The following is a 15,771-nucleotide window of genomic DNA, read 5'->3' as shown; positions in this document are numbered from 1 at the left end:
GATGGCGGAAATGTCGGTCACAGGTGCTCCGAGGCGAAGGCGGCGGCGGCGCCGAAAAGGCCGGGCTGCGGATGGACGATGAGCTTCACGGGAATGCCGGCCATCAGCTCGGCGAAGCGGCCTTTCGCGCGGAACCGCTCGGAAAAGCCGGAGGTGAGCAGGGTGTCGCGGATGCGGTAGCCCAGCCCACCGGCTATCACGACCCCGCCGAAACCGCCCTGCGCCAACGCGATGTCCCCGGCGACCGAACCGAGCGAGAGGCAGAACCGGTCCACTGCCGCTGCGGCGAGGCTGTCTTCGCCGCTGGTCCCGCGGGTCCAGATCGCGATGTCGTCTTCTTCATGGATCGCCCGCCCCTCGAGCGCGGCGAGCGTTTGATAAATGTCCGAGATCGCCGGTCCGGCAACCACGCGCTCGACCGAGACGCGATTGTGGTGTTTGCGAAGGCGCGCGAGGATCGCGTCTTCGATGGAGTCGAGCGGGGCGAAATCGATGTGTCCGCCTTCGGTGGCCTGGACGTGATAGCCGCCCTTTCCGTCGCGCCACAGGTGCGCGACGCCGAGCCCGGTGCCAGGGCCGATCACGCTGATCGTGCCCTTGTCGGCAAGCGGCTTGTCGGGTCCCGCAAGGTGGATGAACTGGTCGTCGGGAGCGCGCGCGACCGCATGCGCCACGGCCTCGAAATCGTTGACGAGGGTGTACCTCTCGACCCCAAGCTTCTCCTTGATCAGCGCGGGTCGGATGATCCAGGGGTTGTTCGTGAAGCGGATGACCTCGCCGCCGACCGGCCCGGCGATCGCCATCGCGATGGCATCGGGCAGCTTGCCTCCGTGTCGCGCGCGCGCGTCCTCCCACGCGGTCTGGAAACTTGCGTGGTCCTCGGTGTGGAGCGTTTCGGGCTCACCAAGCGTGATCGATCCGTCATCGCCGATGGTAGCGATAGCAAAGCGCGCGTGCGTGCCGCCGATGTCGACCGTGACGATGTCCATCACAGCCCTCCCGCCGCGAGCATCGCGCTCGCTCCGCGTTCGGCCGAGTCCGCGCCGAGCCGGAACATCGCGTAGAGTTCGCGGCCCACGCCTTCGTGTTCCTCGCTCTGGACGGCAGGCTCGCGACCCGAAAGATCGGCATCGGTCGACAGCGAGCCGGTGGTCGCGCAGAGCCGCACCACGTCGCCGTCGCGCAGTCGGGCCAGCGGGCCGCCGCCCAGCGCCTCGGGCACGCAGTGGATCGCTGCGGGCACCTTGCCGCTTGCACCGCTCATACGCCCGTCGGTGACGAGCGCCACCTTGTATCCGCGGTCCTGCAGCACGCCCAGCGGCGGGGTCAGTTTGTGAAGTTCGGGCATTCCGTTCGCGCGCGGACCCTGGAACCGGACGACCACAACGACGTCGCGGTCGAGTTCGCCCGCCTTGAAAGATTCGACCACCGCGACCTGGCTGTCGAACACCCGGCACGGCGCTTCGATCGTATACCGCTCGGGATCGACGGCGCTGGTCTTGAAGCAGGCCCGGCCGAGGTTGCCTTCGACGAGCCGCATTCCGCCGTCCGCCTGGAACGGGTCACTCGCCGGGCGGAGCATGGTGTCGTCGCCGCTTGCACCGACCTCGCGCCAGGCGAGCGTCTCGCCGTCGAGCCACGGCTCCTTCGCATAGTCCGAAAGGTCGCCGCCCCACACCGTCACAATGTCGCGATGGGCGAGGCCCGCCTCGAGCAGTTCGCCGACCACATAGCCCATCCCGCCTGCAGCGTGGAAATGGTTCACGTCGCCCGATCCGTTGGGATAGACCCGCGCGATCAGCGGCACCGCGCTCGAGAGCTCGGACACATCGTTCCAGTCGAGCGCGATTCCGGCAGAGCGCGCCATTGCCGGCAGGTGGATCGCATGGTTGGTCGACCCGCCCGTCGCGAGGAGGCCGACGACCGCGTTGACGAAGGCCTTTTCGTCGCAGGTGCGCGCCATGGCGAACTCGGGCTTGTCGGCGATTTCCACCAGCCGGTGCACCGCCGCGCGGGTCAGCGCCTGCCGAAGCGGGGTGTTCGGCGGCACGAACGCGGCACCGGGAACGTGGAGACCCATCATCTCCATCATCATCTGGTTGGAATTGGCGGTGCCGTAGAACGTGCAGGTGCCGGGCGAATGATAGCTCGCGCTTTCGCTCTCCAGCAGTTCGTCGCGCCCGACCTTACCCTCGGCATAGAGCTGGCGAACCTTCTGCTTCTCCTTGTTGGCGATGCCGCTCGGCATCGGGCCCGAAGGGATGAAGATGCCCGGGATGTGGCCAAAGCGCAGTGCGCCCATGACGAGGCCGGGCACGATCTTGTCGCATATGCCGAGCAGCGCCATGCCGTCGTACATCGCGTGGCTCATCGCGATCGCGGTCGAAAGGGCGATCGCGTCGCGGCTGAACAGCGACAGCTCCATGCCGTCCTGGCCCTGGGTCACCCCGTCGCACATCGCCGGGGTGGCGCCCGCGACCTGCGCAGTGGCGCCAACCTCGCGCGCCCAGACCTTCATCTGCGGCGGGTAGGCGCCATAGGGCTGGTGCGCGGAGAGCATGTCGTTGTAGCTCGTCACGATCGCCAGGTTCGGCGCATGGCCCGCCTTGATCGCGGGCTTGTCCTCCAGCGCGGCAGCGAAGCCGTGGGCCAGGTTCGAGCAGCCGAGCGAATTGCGATCGGGCCCGCGCTCGCGCTCGCGCTCCATAAGGTCGAGGTAGCGCTTGCGGCTATCGCGACTGTTGGCGACGATCCGCTCGGTCACGCGATGGACGGTGTCGTGAAGATTACTCATGCCAGCTCACTCCGTCGCGCTCGGCGAGCGCGATTGCTGCGCTCGGGCCCCAGGCCCCCGCGGTGTAGGTCTTCGGCGTCAGGCCAGTCTCAACCCAGCCCGCGCGGATCGCGTCGATCCACTCCCACTGCGCTTCGACTTCGTCGCGGCGGACGAACAGCGTCTGGTCGCCTTCGACGAGGTCGAGCAGCAGCCGCTCGTAAGCGATGCGCTTGACCGCGCCGGCGAAGGCATCGGGCATCGAGATGTCGAGCGGCACCGGGCGCAGGCGGATGCCTTCGCGGTCGAGCCCCGGCACCTTGGCCATCAGCCGCAGCGAGATGTTCTCTTCGGGCTGGATACCGATGACGAGGCGGTTGGGCACCGTCTTCGCGCCGCGGTCCTCGAAGATCGAGAACGGGATGCAGCGGAACTGGACGACGATCTCGGTCACACGCTCGGGCAGGCGCTTGCCGGTGCGCAGGTAGAACGGCACGCCCTTCCAGCGCCAGTTGTCGACATGGGCCTTGATGGCGACGAAGGTCTCGGTGTCCGATTCCTTGCCCAGTTCCTCGTCGTAACCCGGCACCGCCGTGCCCGAGATCGCGCCCGCGCGGTACTGGCCGGTAACGGTCTCCCCCTCGCCCACGGCACGCAGGCTGCGCAGCACCTTGACCTTCTCGTCGCGCACCGCAGTCGCGTCGAAGCTGGTCGGCGGTTCCATGCACACGAGCGCGAGGAGCTGGAGCATGTGGTTCTGCACCATGTCGCGCAGCGCGCCGCTGTCGTCGTAATAGGCGACGCGGCTCTCGAGCCCGACGGTCTCGGCGACGGTGATCTGCACGTGATCGATGTAGTTCGCGTTCCAGATCGGCTCGAACATCACGTTGGCGAACCGCAGCGCCAGGAGGTTCTGGACCGTTTCCTTGCCGAGGTAGTGATCGATCCGGAATATCCGGTCCTCGCTGAACGCGGCGGCCACCGCGTCATTGATCTCGCAGCTCGAATCGAGATCCGTCCCAAGCGGTTTCTCGAGCCCGATCCGCACCTTCGGCCCCGTCAGACCGGCGGATTGCAGGCCGGCGATCGTCGGTTCGAACAGGCTGGGCGCGGTCGAGAGGAAGATCGCAAGGCCCTGGTCCGGCGTGCCGACTTTCGCGGCGAGCATGTCGAACCCTGCGGTCGTCGAGGCATCGAGCGCCTGGTATGTCAGGCGACCGAGGAAATCGTCCATCCCGCCGCGGCGGCTGTCGGGCAGGTACTTCTCCAGCGCCTCGCGGGCGAAGTCGCGATACTCGGCGTCGCTCATCTCCGAACGGGCGGTGCCGACGATCCGGAGGTCGGGCGACAGCAGCCCGTCGTGCGCCAGCGCGCAAAGCGACGGCAGGAGCATCCGCTGGGCAAGGTCGCCTGTGGCGCCGAACAGCAGCAGCCGGTCGGCGGTGAATGCGTGGCTGGACTGATAACCGGTCATGGTGCTCCTGGTCGAACGACAGTAATCGTCCACGTCTCGTGGCCTAGCAACCGCTGGCCCGCGGGCAAAGCGCGGGCATACTTATTCATGCGCCGGACGCGGTCACTCGCCGGTCGCGGAAACGACGACTTCGCGTCTGTGCCCCCTCGCGCGATGCTCGGCGAGATAGACCGCCTGCCAGGTTCCCAGGAGCATACGCCCGCCGGAGAACGGCACCGTTAGCGCGCTGCCGGTGAGCATCGATTGTATGTGCGCGGGCATGTCGTCGGCGCCCTCCTCGTCATGCTCGTAATGCGGACCTTCGGGCGCGAGCCGGTCGAGCCAGCGCAGGAGGTCGCGCTGGACCGCGGGGCTGGCATTCTCGCTGATCAGCAGCCCGGCACTGGTGTGGCGGCAGAAGACCGTCAGCGTACCGTTCACCAGCCGTGCCCCGGCAAGCCAGACCGCGACTTTCGAGGTGATGTCGACCAAGCCCTTTCCGGACGTGTCGATGCGCAGGATGCCCTGTTCGACCCTCACCCTTCGCCCGCCAGGCCCAGTGTCCGGCGTGCTGCCTTGAGATGAGGCATGTCGAGCATCTTGCCGTCGAGACCGACCACCCCCGCGCCCGGCTCGGCATCGAACGCCGCGATCACGCGCCGCGCGTGCTCGATTTCGTCGGCGCTTGGCGTGAACCCCTCGTTGATCGGCCCGACCTGCGCCGGGTGGATCGCGAGGCGTCCCGAGAACCCTTCGGCCCTTGCCTGGCGGCTGCTGGCGAGCAGGCCTGCCTCGTCGCGGAAATCGGCTTGCAGCGTCTCGATCGCAGGCACGCCGGCCGCGTGCGCGGCCATCAAGGTCAGCGATCGTACAAGACGGAAGGTAAACAGCCATTCGCCGTCTTCGCCCCGGTTGCCGGTGGCTCCGAGTGCTGCGGCGAGATCCTCGGCCCCCCATGTCAGCCCGCGCAGACGCTTGAGGCCGGCGGTGGCATAGTCCCCGAGGCGAAAGGGTGAAGCGGCCGTCTCGGTCGCGACCGGGATGATCCCGATCGACCCCGGTGCCACCCCGTGCGCCAGTTCCATGTGATCGAGCAGGTTCGACAGCCTGACGCAGTCCTCCGGCCCATCGGGCTTGGGCAGCATGATCCCGTCGGGCCGCGACGGGACCACGGCGGCAAGGTCGCTTTCGGCCAGCCCGCTGTCGAAGGGGTTGATCCGAACCCATAACTGCGGAGCGCCTTCCGCCTCGCGGGGGAAACCGAAGAGGAAATCGGCCACCTTGTTACGGGCCTCGGGCTTGTTGGCCATCCCGACGGCGTCCTCGAGGTCGAGGATGACCGCATCGGCGCCGCACTTGGCGACTTTGGCGAGTTTCTTGTCGCTGTCGCCGGGAATGAACAGCAACGATCGCAGCGGCTTCGTCATGCCGGTTTCCTCCGCTGAAGTCCGCTTCGCTTGCAAGTCGCGACGAGGGTACCGGCCTGGTTGTATGCGCGATGGACGAAAGTGACGATGCCGGCTTCGGGGCGCGACTTGCTGTCGCGCAGTTCGACGACTTCGGTCTCGATCCGCAAGGTGTCGCCCACGAAGACGGGCGCAGGAAATCGCACTTCATCCCACCCCAGGTTGGCGATCGCGGTCCCGAGCGTGGTATCCCCCACCGACACCCCGACCATCAGCGAGAGCGTGAAGCACGAATTCACGAGCACGCGGCCGTACTCGCTGTCCTTCATCGCCTCGGCATCGAGGTGCAGTGCGGCCGGGTTATGGCTCAGCGTCGTGAACAGCAGGTTGTCGGTTTCGGTCACCGTTCGGCGGATCGGGTGATCGAAGGTTTGCCCCACGGATAATTCGTCGAACCACAGGCCCGGCATGCGCATCTCCTTTGCATGACGGACTAGCGCCGGGTCCGCACAAATGACAGGGGGCAGCGCGAAACCAACCCAGCCCACCGAGCGTTCCGACCCCGCATGACCATCGCCATCTCTACCCGCTTCGACTTCACCCTCGACAGCCCGACCGACGTTATCCTCCAGTTCGAGGCTGCGGCGATTCCCGAGCAGGAGATCCTGTCGGCCAGGACCGTCCTGACCTGCGGGGATGCGTGTGCCCGCGTGCCCGCGCACGAGGCGATCGGGGAACGGGTACTCGTCAGCACACAGGGCCGGTTCGAGGTGGCATACGACGCGCGTGTCGACGTCAAGCGGCTCACTCCCGATCTTGCCGGTCTGTCGCAGCTCGCGCCGCACGATCTGCCGGGGGACCCGCTCGAATACCTGCTCGATTCGCGCTACTGCCCGGCCGACCGGCTGCAATCGTTCGCCGAGGATGAATTCGGCGGCACAAGCGGAGGTGACCGGGCGCTGGCGATCCGCGACTGGATCGCGAAACACTTCACTTACGAGCCTGGCAGCAGCACCGCGACGACGACCGCGCTCGATACGTTCGTCGAGCGGCGCGGCATCTGCCGCGATTACGCCCACGTCCTGATCACGCTCGCGCGCGCCTCGACGATTCCCGCGCGCTACGTCTCCTGCTTTGCGCCGGGGGTCACGCCGCCCGATTTCCATGCGGTTGCCGAGGTATTCCTTGCCGACGAGACGACGCCCGGCGGAGGGGCATGGTACATCCTCGACGCGACCGGCATGGCCGAACCGCACGAGACGGTGAAGATCGGCGTCGGCCGCGATGCCGCCGATGTCAGCTTCCTCACCAGCTTCGGCTCCTCGCAATTCGGCGACAAGACGGTGACAGTCACCCGCGAGGATTAACCTTTGCGCCGCCGCCGTCCCGTGCGGGGACGCGGCGCGTCGGGGGCTGGAACCGGTTCGCTCGCCGAAGCATAAGAACCCCATGAACGCGATGCTCAAGTGGATAGGCGGCGGGACTGCGGCAGTGCTCCTCGGCCTTGCGGGCGCCGCGGTCGTGACGGGTGCTGGCGGAGACGATGGCCGAGAGCGGCAAGCCCTCGAGGACGCGATCCCGGTCGATCCGGCAGCCGTGGCCGGGCCGGCGCCTGCACCGAAGCCCAAGGCGGACGAGCAGTTCACGGTGAAGCGCATCCTGCCGATCGACGGCCCCATCAAGTACGGCGAATGGCACTGGGACGACAAGAACGTGCCCGATGGTCCGATCGTGATGACCGTCGACCTAGACGCCCGCGTCCTCTCGGTGTTCAAGGGTGGCTACGAGATTGGCGCCGCGGCGGTCCTCCTGGGGACCGACGACTACCCGACCCCGCTCGGCACCTTCCCGATCCTGTCCAAGCAGCGCCACAACGTGTCGGAGAAGTACGGCAACGCGCCGATGCCGTGGTCGATGTTCCTGACCCGTGACGGCGTCGCGATCCATGGCGGGAGCCAGGTCGAAAACGGCTATGCCAGCCACGGCTGCATCGCGGGACCCGACGATTTCGTGTCGAAGATCTTTGCCATAGCCAAGCCGGGCGACAAGGTCGTCATCACCCGCGGCGAGACCATCGGGATGGGCGACAAGATCGTCTGATCAGCCGTTCCTGCGCGGGGGTTCCGGCGCAAACCGCCACTCGCCCTTGCGGAAGCGAAGCTCCACGCCGCCCAGCGTCCCGCCCTTGCCCCCGGCCATCACCGCGTCGTGCAGGCGCGCGGCATCGGCCATCGAGAAATCGTCGCCGCCCGCTTCGGCCAGCGCGCGCATGACGCAGATCAACCGGGCCGCGCGGGGAATGTCGTCGGGTCGCCAGACGACCGCGTCGCCTTCGTATTCGACCGTCCGCTCGTAATCGCGGGTGGCGTAAGTCCACAATGCGAGATCGGCTTGCTGCAGGTACTGCGCCGACCGGGCGATGGCCACGGCGTCGAGCCAACCAGCTTCGCCGATCGCGGCCCGGATGCGCGCACGGTCGAAACGCGGGTCCTCGTTCGACGGATCGCGCACGGGATCCAGGCCCGATTCCGCGACGATCGCCTCCAGTTCCGCCTTACGCCATTGCAGCAGCGGGCGGATCGCGCTGACACCGCTCGGGAACGGCTGCATCGCGCGGATGCCGCACAGCCCGCCCGGGCCGCTCCCACGATTGAGCCGCATCAGGACGGTTTCGGCCTGGTCGTCGGCGTGGTGCGCGGTCAAAATGCCGTACATTCCGCGTCCGAGCGCCCACTCCCCCATTGCCCGGTACCGGGCCTCGCGAGCCGCATCGTGCATGTTGCCGGACGCGACTTCGACGGGGAGTATCGTATGCCGCACGCCGAGCCGCGCGCAGATTGCGCCGACCCTTGCGGCTTCCTCGCCGCTTTCGGGGCGCAGGCGATGATCGACGGTCACCGCCTCGAACTGGTCGCGGTTGAATCCATGGGCGAGGAGCAGCAGCGCGAGGCTGTCGGGGCCCCCGGAAACCGCCACGCCGAAGCGCACATGTGCGTCGACTGCGGCGGTCCAGACCTCCCGCAAATCGGCGCGGAAGCGCGCAATCAGTTCAGGCGGCAGACCCGTATCAATTGCACTTCACCTTGGTCCGGTTGGCGTCGTACTGGCCCTTGAGCCGGCCCGAGGCCACCGCGGGATAGGTCTCGCTGAACTCCGCCAGCGCGATGCACGCGCGCTTGGTGTCCCTCATCGCGATCATCGTCTCGGCGAGATAGAGCAGGCTGTCGGGCGCGCGGGCACCCTGCTTGTCGCTCTGGTAGTTCTTGAGGAACCACGGCGCCGCCTCCTTGGCTTTGCCGTCGTCGAGATAGGCGCGGCCCAGCAGGTTGCGCCCATAGCTGATCTGGCGGTGGTTCGGGTATTTCTCGACGAAGAGCGAGAGCTGCTGCTGTGCTTCGGGATAGAACTTGGCGTCCCACAGGCGGAAGCCATAGCTGTATTCGTCGTCCCCCGGATCGTCGGTCTGCGGCTTTGCGATCGCCTGCACCGCCGCCAGGCGCTGCGCGGTCGGCCCGGCCGGCCTGGCCGCAGCGGGAGGTGGCGGCGGCGGCGTTGCGGTCGCCGGACGCGTGGCAGTCGGCGTCGGCGTCACGGCGACAGGTACGATCGTCGCCGCGGGCGAAGGCGTGGCGGCGCTCGCCGCGGCCCCGCTGGTGACCTCGAGGGCGCCAAGCCGCGTGCCGAGTTGGCGGATCGCATTGGTGTTCTCTTCGGTCTGCGCGGTCAGCCGGGCGATCTGCGATTCCATCGCGTCGAGCCGCGCCAGGATGTCGGTCACCGCAGTCGTGGAAGGCGTGCCAGCGGTGGTCCCACCGGTCGGCTGCGCCGCGGTGATCTGCGGTTCGAAGTATCGGCCGTCGCCGCCGGGAAAGACCTTGCGCTGCAGCGCGCGGACTTCGGCCTCGACCTTCTTCAGCCGCTCGGCCGTGGCTGCATCCTGCGCCATCGCGGGCGTGGCGGTACCGGCCACCGAGAGGAGCACCAGCGGAGCGGCCAGCGCGCGAAACGTCATGATCCCCATCGAAACACTTCCCGTCAGCAATCTATCGTTGCGGCCCTCTCGCCCGCCGTCCGCGAACAGCGGATGAACGGAAGCCGCAGGTGGTTAACGCCCCTCGCCGCGCCTTGTCGAGCGGGCCGCAGGGCAAATTTGGGGACAGCGATCAGGTGCCGGCCGGTCCCTGATTGGCGGTTGCGGGCGGGCTTGCCGTCGGCGCCGGAGCAGTATTGCGCGCCAGCAGCGCTTCGGCAGTTACCGGCACGTCCTTCATGACGGTTTCGCTGTCGGCGAGCTTGGGCACGGACTTGCCCCCGATCGTGATGGCCAGCGCATCGGGACGACCCGTCCACACCTGCGGACCGGTGGCGTCGGCGGGTACGGTGTAGCTTTCGCCCTTGGCCATCTGCTTCTGCATCAGCTGGGCGCCCTGCCCATCGTAGAACTTGACCCAGACCCCTTCCTCGAGCGCAGTGAAGACCACCGCCCCTCCCGTCGGCGCAGCGGCTTGCGCGGCCGGGCGGGCCGTCGCCTGCGCCTGCGCGGCGGCCGCCTGCTCGGCAAGACGCTGCTCCTCGAGCAAGGACCCGGGGCCGGCACCGGGTGCCAGTACCCGGCTGTAAAAGAAGAACCCGCCGACGATCAGCATGACCACCGCGAAAAGGCTGAACAGGGCGAGCCCGCGCGACGGCACCCGCGCCGGGTCGCCTGGCTCGAAGCTCGATGCGCGCGAGCGATCGCCGGGCTCACTCATCGACAATTCGGCGCGCACCTCGTCCACCGTCGCGCGTGGGTCGAGCCCGACCGCCTTGGCATAGGTGCGGGCGAAGCCGGTGGCATAGGTCCGCGCAGGCAGGTCGTGCCAATCGCCGGCCTCGATCAGTTCGAGATGGCGCTGCGGAATCCGCGTCTCGGCAGCCAACTGCCCCAGCGTCATTCCGGCCTTCTCGCGCGCCATGCGCAGCTTGTCACCGACGCCGTGCAGCGGCAGCTGTCCGTCCAGCGAACCCGTTTCCATATTCATGCGGCGTCCCGAAGTTGTCTCAACCGCCCCCATTCGCGACTCAAGGGAAGCGCCGGCGAACTGTCAAGCTTTCCGACAACATGCGCCGAACAGGCCAGCGACGAAGTGCGCCGGGTGCACGACGAAATCAGTCCGTTTCGATACCCCGCGCTTCGGCCCAGGCCTGCAGCTCCGTACGGAGCGAAGCGGGCGGCGAAGACAGCCAGCCGGCCATCGCGGCGGTGATCTCGGCAAGGTCCACCTTGCGCACCAGCTCCTTGATCGGACCGACCGCTACCGGGGTGATCGACAGGCGTCGGAACCCGATGCCGAGCAGCGCGAGTGCCTCGAGCCGGCGCCCGCCCATCTCTCCGCACACCGCAAGGTCTACCCCCGAGCCGGCGGTGCCGAGCACGATGCGCTTGAGGAATCGCAGGATCGCCGGGCTCAGCCAGTCGTACCGTTCGGCCAGCTTGGGATTGGCCCGGTCGGCAGCGAAGAGGAATTGGGTGAGGTCGTTCGTCCCGATCGAAATGAAGCTGACCTTCGGCAGCAGCAAGTCGAGCGTCTCGGCCAGCGCCGGAACTTCGAGCATCGCCCCGAAGCGGATCTCGTCGGGCAGCATCTTCTTCTGCGACCGGAGCCATGCGAGCTGCTGGTCGAACACCGCCTTCGCAGCATCGAATTCCCACGGCTCGGAAACCATCGGGAACATGACATAGAGCGCCTTGCCTGCCGCAGCTTCGAGCAGCGCGCGCGCCTGCGCTTTCATCAGGCCCTCGCGTTCGAGTGCGAGGCGCAGCGCGCGCCAGCCCATCGCCGGGTTCTCGTCGGCGTCGGCGTTCTCGTTGTCGAGGTACGGCACCGCCTTGTCGCCACCGATGTCGACCGTGCGGAAGATCACCGGCTTGTCGCCTGCCGCCTCCAGCACGTCGCGATAAAGCCGTGTCTGCCGCTCGCGCTGCGGCAGGGTCGCCGAGACGAGAAACTGGAACTCGGTGCGGAACAGCCCGATCCCGTCGGCGCCGACAAGGCTCAGCGCCGCCATGTCGTCGCGAAGGCCGGCGTTGATCATGACCTGGATGCGCGTGCCGCACCGGGTGAAAGGCTCGACATCGCGCAGCTCGGCATAGGCCGCCTGCTTCTGGCGGGTCTGCGCGAAGCGTTCGGCGAACAGGTCCTGCGTCTGCTGCGTCGGGCGGATGTGCACCAGTCCCTTGTCGGCATCGAGCAGGATCTCGTCGCCTTCGCGCACGAGCCCGCGCAGCGCCCGTGCGCGGCCGAGCACCGGAATGCCCATCGCCCGCGCGACGATGACGACATGCGCGGTGAGCGATCCCTCTTCGAGCACGACGCCTTTCAGCCGGCGCCGATCGTATTCGAGCAGTTCGGCAGGCCCGAGGTTCCTCGCGACGAGGATCGTGTCGCGCTTCAGTCCCTGCGTAGCGGCGGTGCCAAGCTGGCCCGACACGATCCGCAGGAGCCGGTTCGACAGGTCCTCAAGGTCGTGCATCCGGTCGGCGAGCAGCGGATCGTCGATCTCGCGCATGCGCATCCGAGTACGCTGCTGGACGCGCTCGATCGCCGCCTCGGCGGTCAGGCCGCTGTCGATCGCCTCGTTGATGCGGCGGCCCCAGCCCTCGTCGTAGGCGAACATCTTGTAGGTCTGCAGAACCTCGTCGTGCTCGCCGCCAACGCCGAACTCGGCCTGGCTGGCCATCGCCTCGATCTGGTCGCGCATCTTGTCGAACGCGCGATAGACCCGCTGGCGCTCCGCCTCGGTATCCTCGGCAACGACATGGTCGATATGGACCCGCGGCTGGTGGAACACCGCGCAGCCCGCGGCGATGCCCTTGACCAGGGTCAGGCCTTGCACGACCTGCGGGCCCGACAAAGCCTCGCCGAGCGCACTCGATTCCTCGTCGACCAGCCCGGCGCTTGCGATGAGCTCGCTCAGCACCATGGCCACCGTCTGCAGCGCCTCGATCTCGACATCCTCGTAGCGGCGGGGGTCGGCATGCTGGACGCACAGCGTACCCACCGCGCGCTCGCGGTGGACGATCGGCACTCCGGCGAAAGAGTGGAACTTGTCCTCCCCGGTTTCCGGGCGATAGGCGAAGTCGGGGTGCGCCGCGGCCTCGGCCAGGTTCAGCGTCTCGACGTGTTCGGCGATGATGCCGTTCAGGCCCTCGCCGATCGCCAGCCGGGTGACGTGCACCGCGCTCTGCTCGAGCCCGCGGGTGGCAAAGAGTTCGAGCATGCCTTCGCGCAGCAGGTAGATCGAGCAGACCTCGCTATCGAGGCTCTCGCCGATGATCTGGACGACTTGGTCGAGCTTGCCCTGCGGATGCAGGCGCGAGGCCATGACCTCGTGCAGGCGGGTAAGGATCGATCGGGCGGCGGCGGCAGCGGTCATGTCCCATGCCGCCTAGCGCATCGGCGGCGGCGAAGGGAAGGGCGGCGAGGGTGTGCGTGGTCAAAAACGCAATGACGCGCCGCGACCGTCGCCGAAGCGAAGGTGCGGCGCGTCATCCCTCCCGTTATCGACGGGTGCGACCGGCCACGCGGGCCGGTCAGATCTCGCTCAGCTCTTCCTTGATGCGGAGCTTGGCCTTCTTGAGTTGCTGGATCGTACCCGCATCCGGCGAGGGCCGGCTCATCTCTTCGTGCAGACGCGCCTCGAGGTTGGCGTGCTTGGTTTCGAGAGCATTGGCGTGGGACGATGACAGCATCTGTGTCTCCTTTCAGGTGGCGACCTCAAGGCGACTCGTCCGGTTGCGGACTCGAGCCGCGCATTGGTCATTCAACCACAACAATCCTGGCTTGCGAACCCCTGACGAATGCCTAATCGACGAGCTGCGAAAAAACGTGCGACGAGGCGATTCTCGTCCTCTTCGCTGGGGGGATCGAGCGGGCGTGACCGAGCAGGAACTGAAGAAGCTGCTGGCATCGCTGCGCACGGAGCACCGCGACCTCGACGCGGCGATCGACGCGCTGTCCGCGGCCGGTTCGACCGACCAGCTGCAGATCGCCCGCCTCAAGAAGCGCAAGCTGCGCCTGCGCGACCAGATCGCGATCGTCGAGGATCAGCTGTTGCCCGACATCATCGCGTGAAGCCGCAAAACCGTCCCGCCGCGGGACGGTTCGAAAATGGTGCAGGATAGTTCGGTTACCGCGGTGGCGAGCCGATTCGCCCGGGGCTACCTATCTACGCGTATGGGACATCCCACCGACATCAACCAGCCGATCATCGAAACGCTGTATTGCGAGGCGCTCGTGCTCGCAGACGAGGTGCGCTCTGCGTTCGACCTCGTGCCGGCGCGCGCGGGCGACGAAGACCTGGTGCGGATCGCGCTGTCGGTGGAGGGCCTCCGCACGACCACGCGGATGATGCACGTGCTGGCCTGGCTGCTGAACCACCGCGCCTATTTCAGCGGCGAGTTGAGCGAATTCCAGCTTCGCCGCCACGGCGTGCTGCCCCCCGACCGGCCGGCCGACCCGGAGCAGCTTGCCCTGCTGGAGCCCGAAACCTGCGTGCTGATTGCCGAAACCCAGGCGTTCCATGGACGTATCGCCCGGCTCGACGCCGCCTGGCGCGACCGCTTCACGGTGAAATCCGACCCGGTGCAACGGCTGCACGAACGGCTGGGCCGCGAGTTCGGCGGCACCTAGCGCTCTAGACCGCCTCCAGCGCCTTGCGCCAGCGCGCGAGCCGCTCATCCTTAACCGCCTGGTCCATCGCCGGTTCGAAGCGCCGCACCGCGCCGCGCATCGACTGCGCCGCATCGGCAAGCGAGGCGAAGAGTCCCGTCCCAACCGCCGCGAGCATTCCCGCGCCGAGCGCTGTCGTCTCGACCATGTCGGGCCGCTCGACCTCGACCCCGAGCACGTCGGCAAGGTCCTGCGCCATCCAGTCGTTAGCGCTCATCCCGCCGTCAATCCTCAGCTTGCCCCACCGCGCGCCGTCGGCAGCAAAGGCCGAGGCGAGATCGTGGGTCTGGTGGGCCATCGCCTCGAGCGCGGCGCGGGCGAGTTGCGCCCTGCCGGTCGCGAAGCTCAACCCGGTGACGACCCCGCGCGCCTCGGCATCCCAGTGCGGCGCACCGAGCCCGGAGAGCGCCGGCACGATCGTGACCCCGCCGCTATCATCGACCGAGCGTGCGAGCGCGTCGGTTTCGGCCGCGCTCGCTATGAGGCCGAGCGAGTCGCGCAACCACTGGATCAGGCTGCCGGCAACGAAGACCGACCCCTCGAGCGCGTAGGTCCGCGCACCGCCAGCCTGCATCAGCACGGTTCCCAGGAGGCGATGCTCCGACCGCGGGAGAGCCTGTCCCATGTTGGTGAGCACGAACGCACCGGTGCCGTAGGTCGACTTCGTTTCGCCCGGCGCAAAGCAGCCCTGCCCGATCGTCGCCGCCTGCTGATCGCCGGCCAGGCCCGCAATCGGCAGTCGGCCGCCGAGCAGCGTGGTTTCGGCGAGCGGTCCTTGCGTATCGACAACTTCGGGAAGCGCGACGCGCGGCACACCGAGAAGATCGCACAGGCCTTCGTCGAACTGTGCTTCGTCGAGGGCGAGGAGCATCGTCCGGCTGGCGTTTGACGCATCCGACAGGTGCGCGCCGCCCGACAGCTTCCATACCAGCCAGCTCTCAACCGTCCCGAACGCCAGCCGCCCGGCCTCGGCCGCGGCGCGGACCGGCCCTTCGTTCTCGAGCATCCAGCGCATTTTCGTGCCCGAGAAATAGGGATCGAGCAGCAGTCCGGTCCGGCGCTGGACCTCGTCTTCTTGCCCCGCATCGCGCAGGGTGGCGCAGAAGTCCGCGGTCCGGCGGTCCTGCCACACGATCGCGCGGGCGAGCGGCTCGCCGCTGTCGCGATCCCAGGCGACGACCGTTTCGCGCTGGTTGGTAATGCCGATGCCGGCGATCCGCTCGTGACCGACCGTGCCGACCACTTCCTGTGCGCAGGCGAGCGTATGCTGCCAGATCTCTTGCGGATCGTGCTCCACCCAGCCCGGCCGCGGATAGTGCTGGGTCAGCGCGCGTTGCGCCACGGCGGCGATCCGGCCCGACAGGTCGAACGCGATCGCGCGGGTCGAGGTCGTGCCCGAATCGAGCACCAGAACATGATCTGACAAGG

General features: G+C 67.8%; 16 protein-coding genes. 4 read left to right on the top strand and 12 right to left on the bottom strand.

The window, feature by feature from the left end:
* Nucleotides 1-17 precede the first annotated feature (17 nt).
* From glk to A6F68_RS04845, 6 genes are all read right to left on the bottom strand, one after another.
* On the bottom strand, nt 18-989 hold the full coding sequence (glk, locus tag A6F68_RS04870) for a glucokinase (RefSeq protein ID WP_067676973.1): 972 nt from the start codon (nt 987-989) through the stop codon (nt 18-20).
* Nucleotides 989-2,794, bottom strand: coding sequence for a phosphogluconate dehydratase (gene edd / locus A6F68_RS04865; protein WP_067676972.1), 1,806 nt, complete (start codon nt 2,792-2,794; stop codon nt 989-991). Before edd ends, glk begins: the two co-directional genes overlap by 1 nt.
* Nucleotides 2,787-4,247, bottom strand: coding sequence for a glucose-6-phosphate dehydrogenase (zwf, locus tag A6F68_RS04860; RefSeq protein ID WP_067682079.1), 1,461 nt, complete (start codon nt 4,245-4,247; stop codon nt 2,787-2,789). The genes edd and zwf overlap by 8 nt, the downstream gene beginning before the upstream one ends.
* Nucleotides 4,248-4,349: 102 nt before the next feature.
* On the bottom strand, nt 4,350-4,766 hold the full coding sequence (locus A6F68_RS14980; RefSeq protein ID WP_067676971.1) for a secondary thiamine-phosphate synthase enzyme YjbQ: 417 nt from the start codon (nt 4,764-4,766) through the stop codon (nt 4,350-4,352).
* On the bottom strand, nt 4,763-5,653 hold the full coding sequence (locus A6F68_RS14975) for an HpcH/HpaI aldolase/citrate lyase family protein (RefSeq protein WP_067676969.1): 891 nt from the start codon (nt 5,651-5,653) through the stop codon (nt 4,763-4,765). Before A6F68_RS14975 ends, A6F68_RS14980 begins: the two co-directional genes overlap by 4 nt.
* Entirely contained in the window at nt 5,650-6,102 is a 453-nt protein-coding gene (locus tag A6F68_RS04845) for a MaoC family dehydratase (protein ID WP_067682076.1), read from the bottom strand. Before A6F68_RS04845 ends, A6F68_RS14975 begins: the two co-directional genes overlap by 4 nt.
* 96 nt (nt 6,103-6,198) lie before the next feature.
* Here A6F68_RS04845 and A6F68_RS04840 point away from each other — a divergent pair, with 96 nt between their 5' ends.
* On the top strand, nt 6,199-6,999 hold the full coding sequence (locus A6F68_RS04840; protein ID WP_067676965.1) for a transglutaminase-like domain-containing protein: 801 nt from the start codon (nt 6,199-6,201) through the stop codon (nt 6,997-6,999).
* An 82-nt stretch (nt 7,000-7,081) separates the two neighbouring features.
* On the top strand, nt 7,082-7,732 hold the full coding sequence (locus A6F68_RS04835) for a L,D-transpeptidase family protein (RefSeq protein ID WP_067676963.1): 651 nt from the start codon (nt 7,082-7,084) through the stop codon (nt 7,730-7,732).
* Here the strand turns inward: A6F68_RS04835 and tilS are convergent, their stop codons facing one another.
* From tilS to A6F68_RS14665, 5 genes are all read right to left on the bottom strand, one after another.
* Entirely contained in the window at nt 7,733-8,656 is a 924-nt protein-coding gene (tilS, locus tag A6F68_RS04830; protein ID WP_084001671.1) for a tRNA lysidine(34) synthetase TilS, read from the bottom strand.
* 43 nt (nt 8,657-8,699) lie between these two features.
* A complete protein-coding gene (locus tag A6F68_RS04825; RefSeq protein ID WP_067682073.1) occupies nt 8,700-9,644 on the bottom strand; it encodes a tetratricopeptide repeat protein in 945 nt (314 codons plus the stop codon).
* A gap of 151 nt (nt 9,645-9,795) precedes the next feature.
* A complete protein-coding gene (locus A6F68_RS04820) occupies nt 9,796-10,653 on the bottom strand; it encodes a helix-turn-helix domain-containing protein (protein WP_067676959.1) in 858 nt (285 codons plus the stop codon).
* Between the two features lie 127 nt (nt 10,654-10,780).
* The gene (ptsP, locus tag A6F68_RS04815; RefSeq protein WP_067676957.1) at nt 10,781-13,048 is read right to left on the bottom strand and encodes a phosphoenolpyruvate--protein phosphotransferase; all 2,268 of its coding nucleotides are present in this window, start codon (nt 13,046-13,048) and stop codon (nt 10,781-10,783) included.
* 157 nt (nt 13,049-13,205) lie between these two features.
* Nucleotides 13,206-13,364, bottom strand: a complete 159-nt coding sequence (locus tag A6F68_RS14665) for a YdcH family protein (protein WP_418368991.1) — start codon at nt 13,362-13,364, stop codon at nt 13,206-13,208.
* A gap of 184 nt (nt 13,365-13,548) precedes the next feature.
* Here A6F68_RS14665 and A6F68_RS04810 point away from each other — a divergent pair, with 184 nt between their 5' ends.
* Nucleotides 13,549-13,746: a YdcH family protein gene (locus A6F68_RS04810; RefSeq protein WP_067676955.1), complete on the top strand. Its 198-nt coding sequence runs from the start codon at nt 13,549-13,551 to the stop codon at nt 13,744-13,746.
* Nucleotides 13,747-13,848: 102 nt separating this feature from the next.
* A complete protein-coding gene (locus tag A6F68_RS04805; RefSeq protein ID WP_067676953.1) occupies nt 13,849-14,304 on the top strand; it encodes a DUF1465 family protein in 456 nt (151 codons plus the stop codon).
* A 4-nt stretch (nt 14,305-14,308) separates the two neighbouring features.
* On the opposite strand, the gene glpK is transcribed toward A6F68_RS04805, so the two are convergent.
* Nucleotides 14,309-15,769 carry a glycerol kinase GlpK gene (glpK, locus tag A6F68_RS04800; RefSeq protein ID WP_067682070.1) on the bottom strand — a complete coding sequence of 487 codons (1,461 nt, stop codon included), beginning with the start codon at nt 15,767-15,769 and terminating at the stop codon, nt 14,309-14,311.
* Between the last annotated feature and the right edge of the window lie 2 nt (nt 15,770-15,771).

This window comes from Tsuneonella dongtanensis, assembly GCF_001698205.1.
GTDB classification, from domain to species: Bacteria; Pseudomonadota; Alphaproteobacteria; order Sphingomonadales; family Sphingomonadaceae; genus Tsuneonella; species Tsuneonella dongtanensis.
This window is presented reverse-complemented; position numbering and strand designations above follow the sequence as displayed.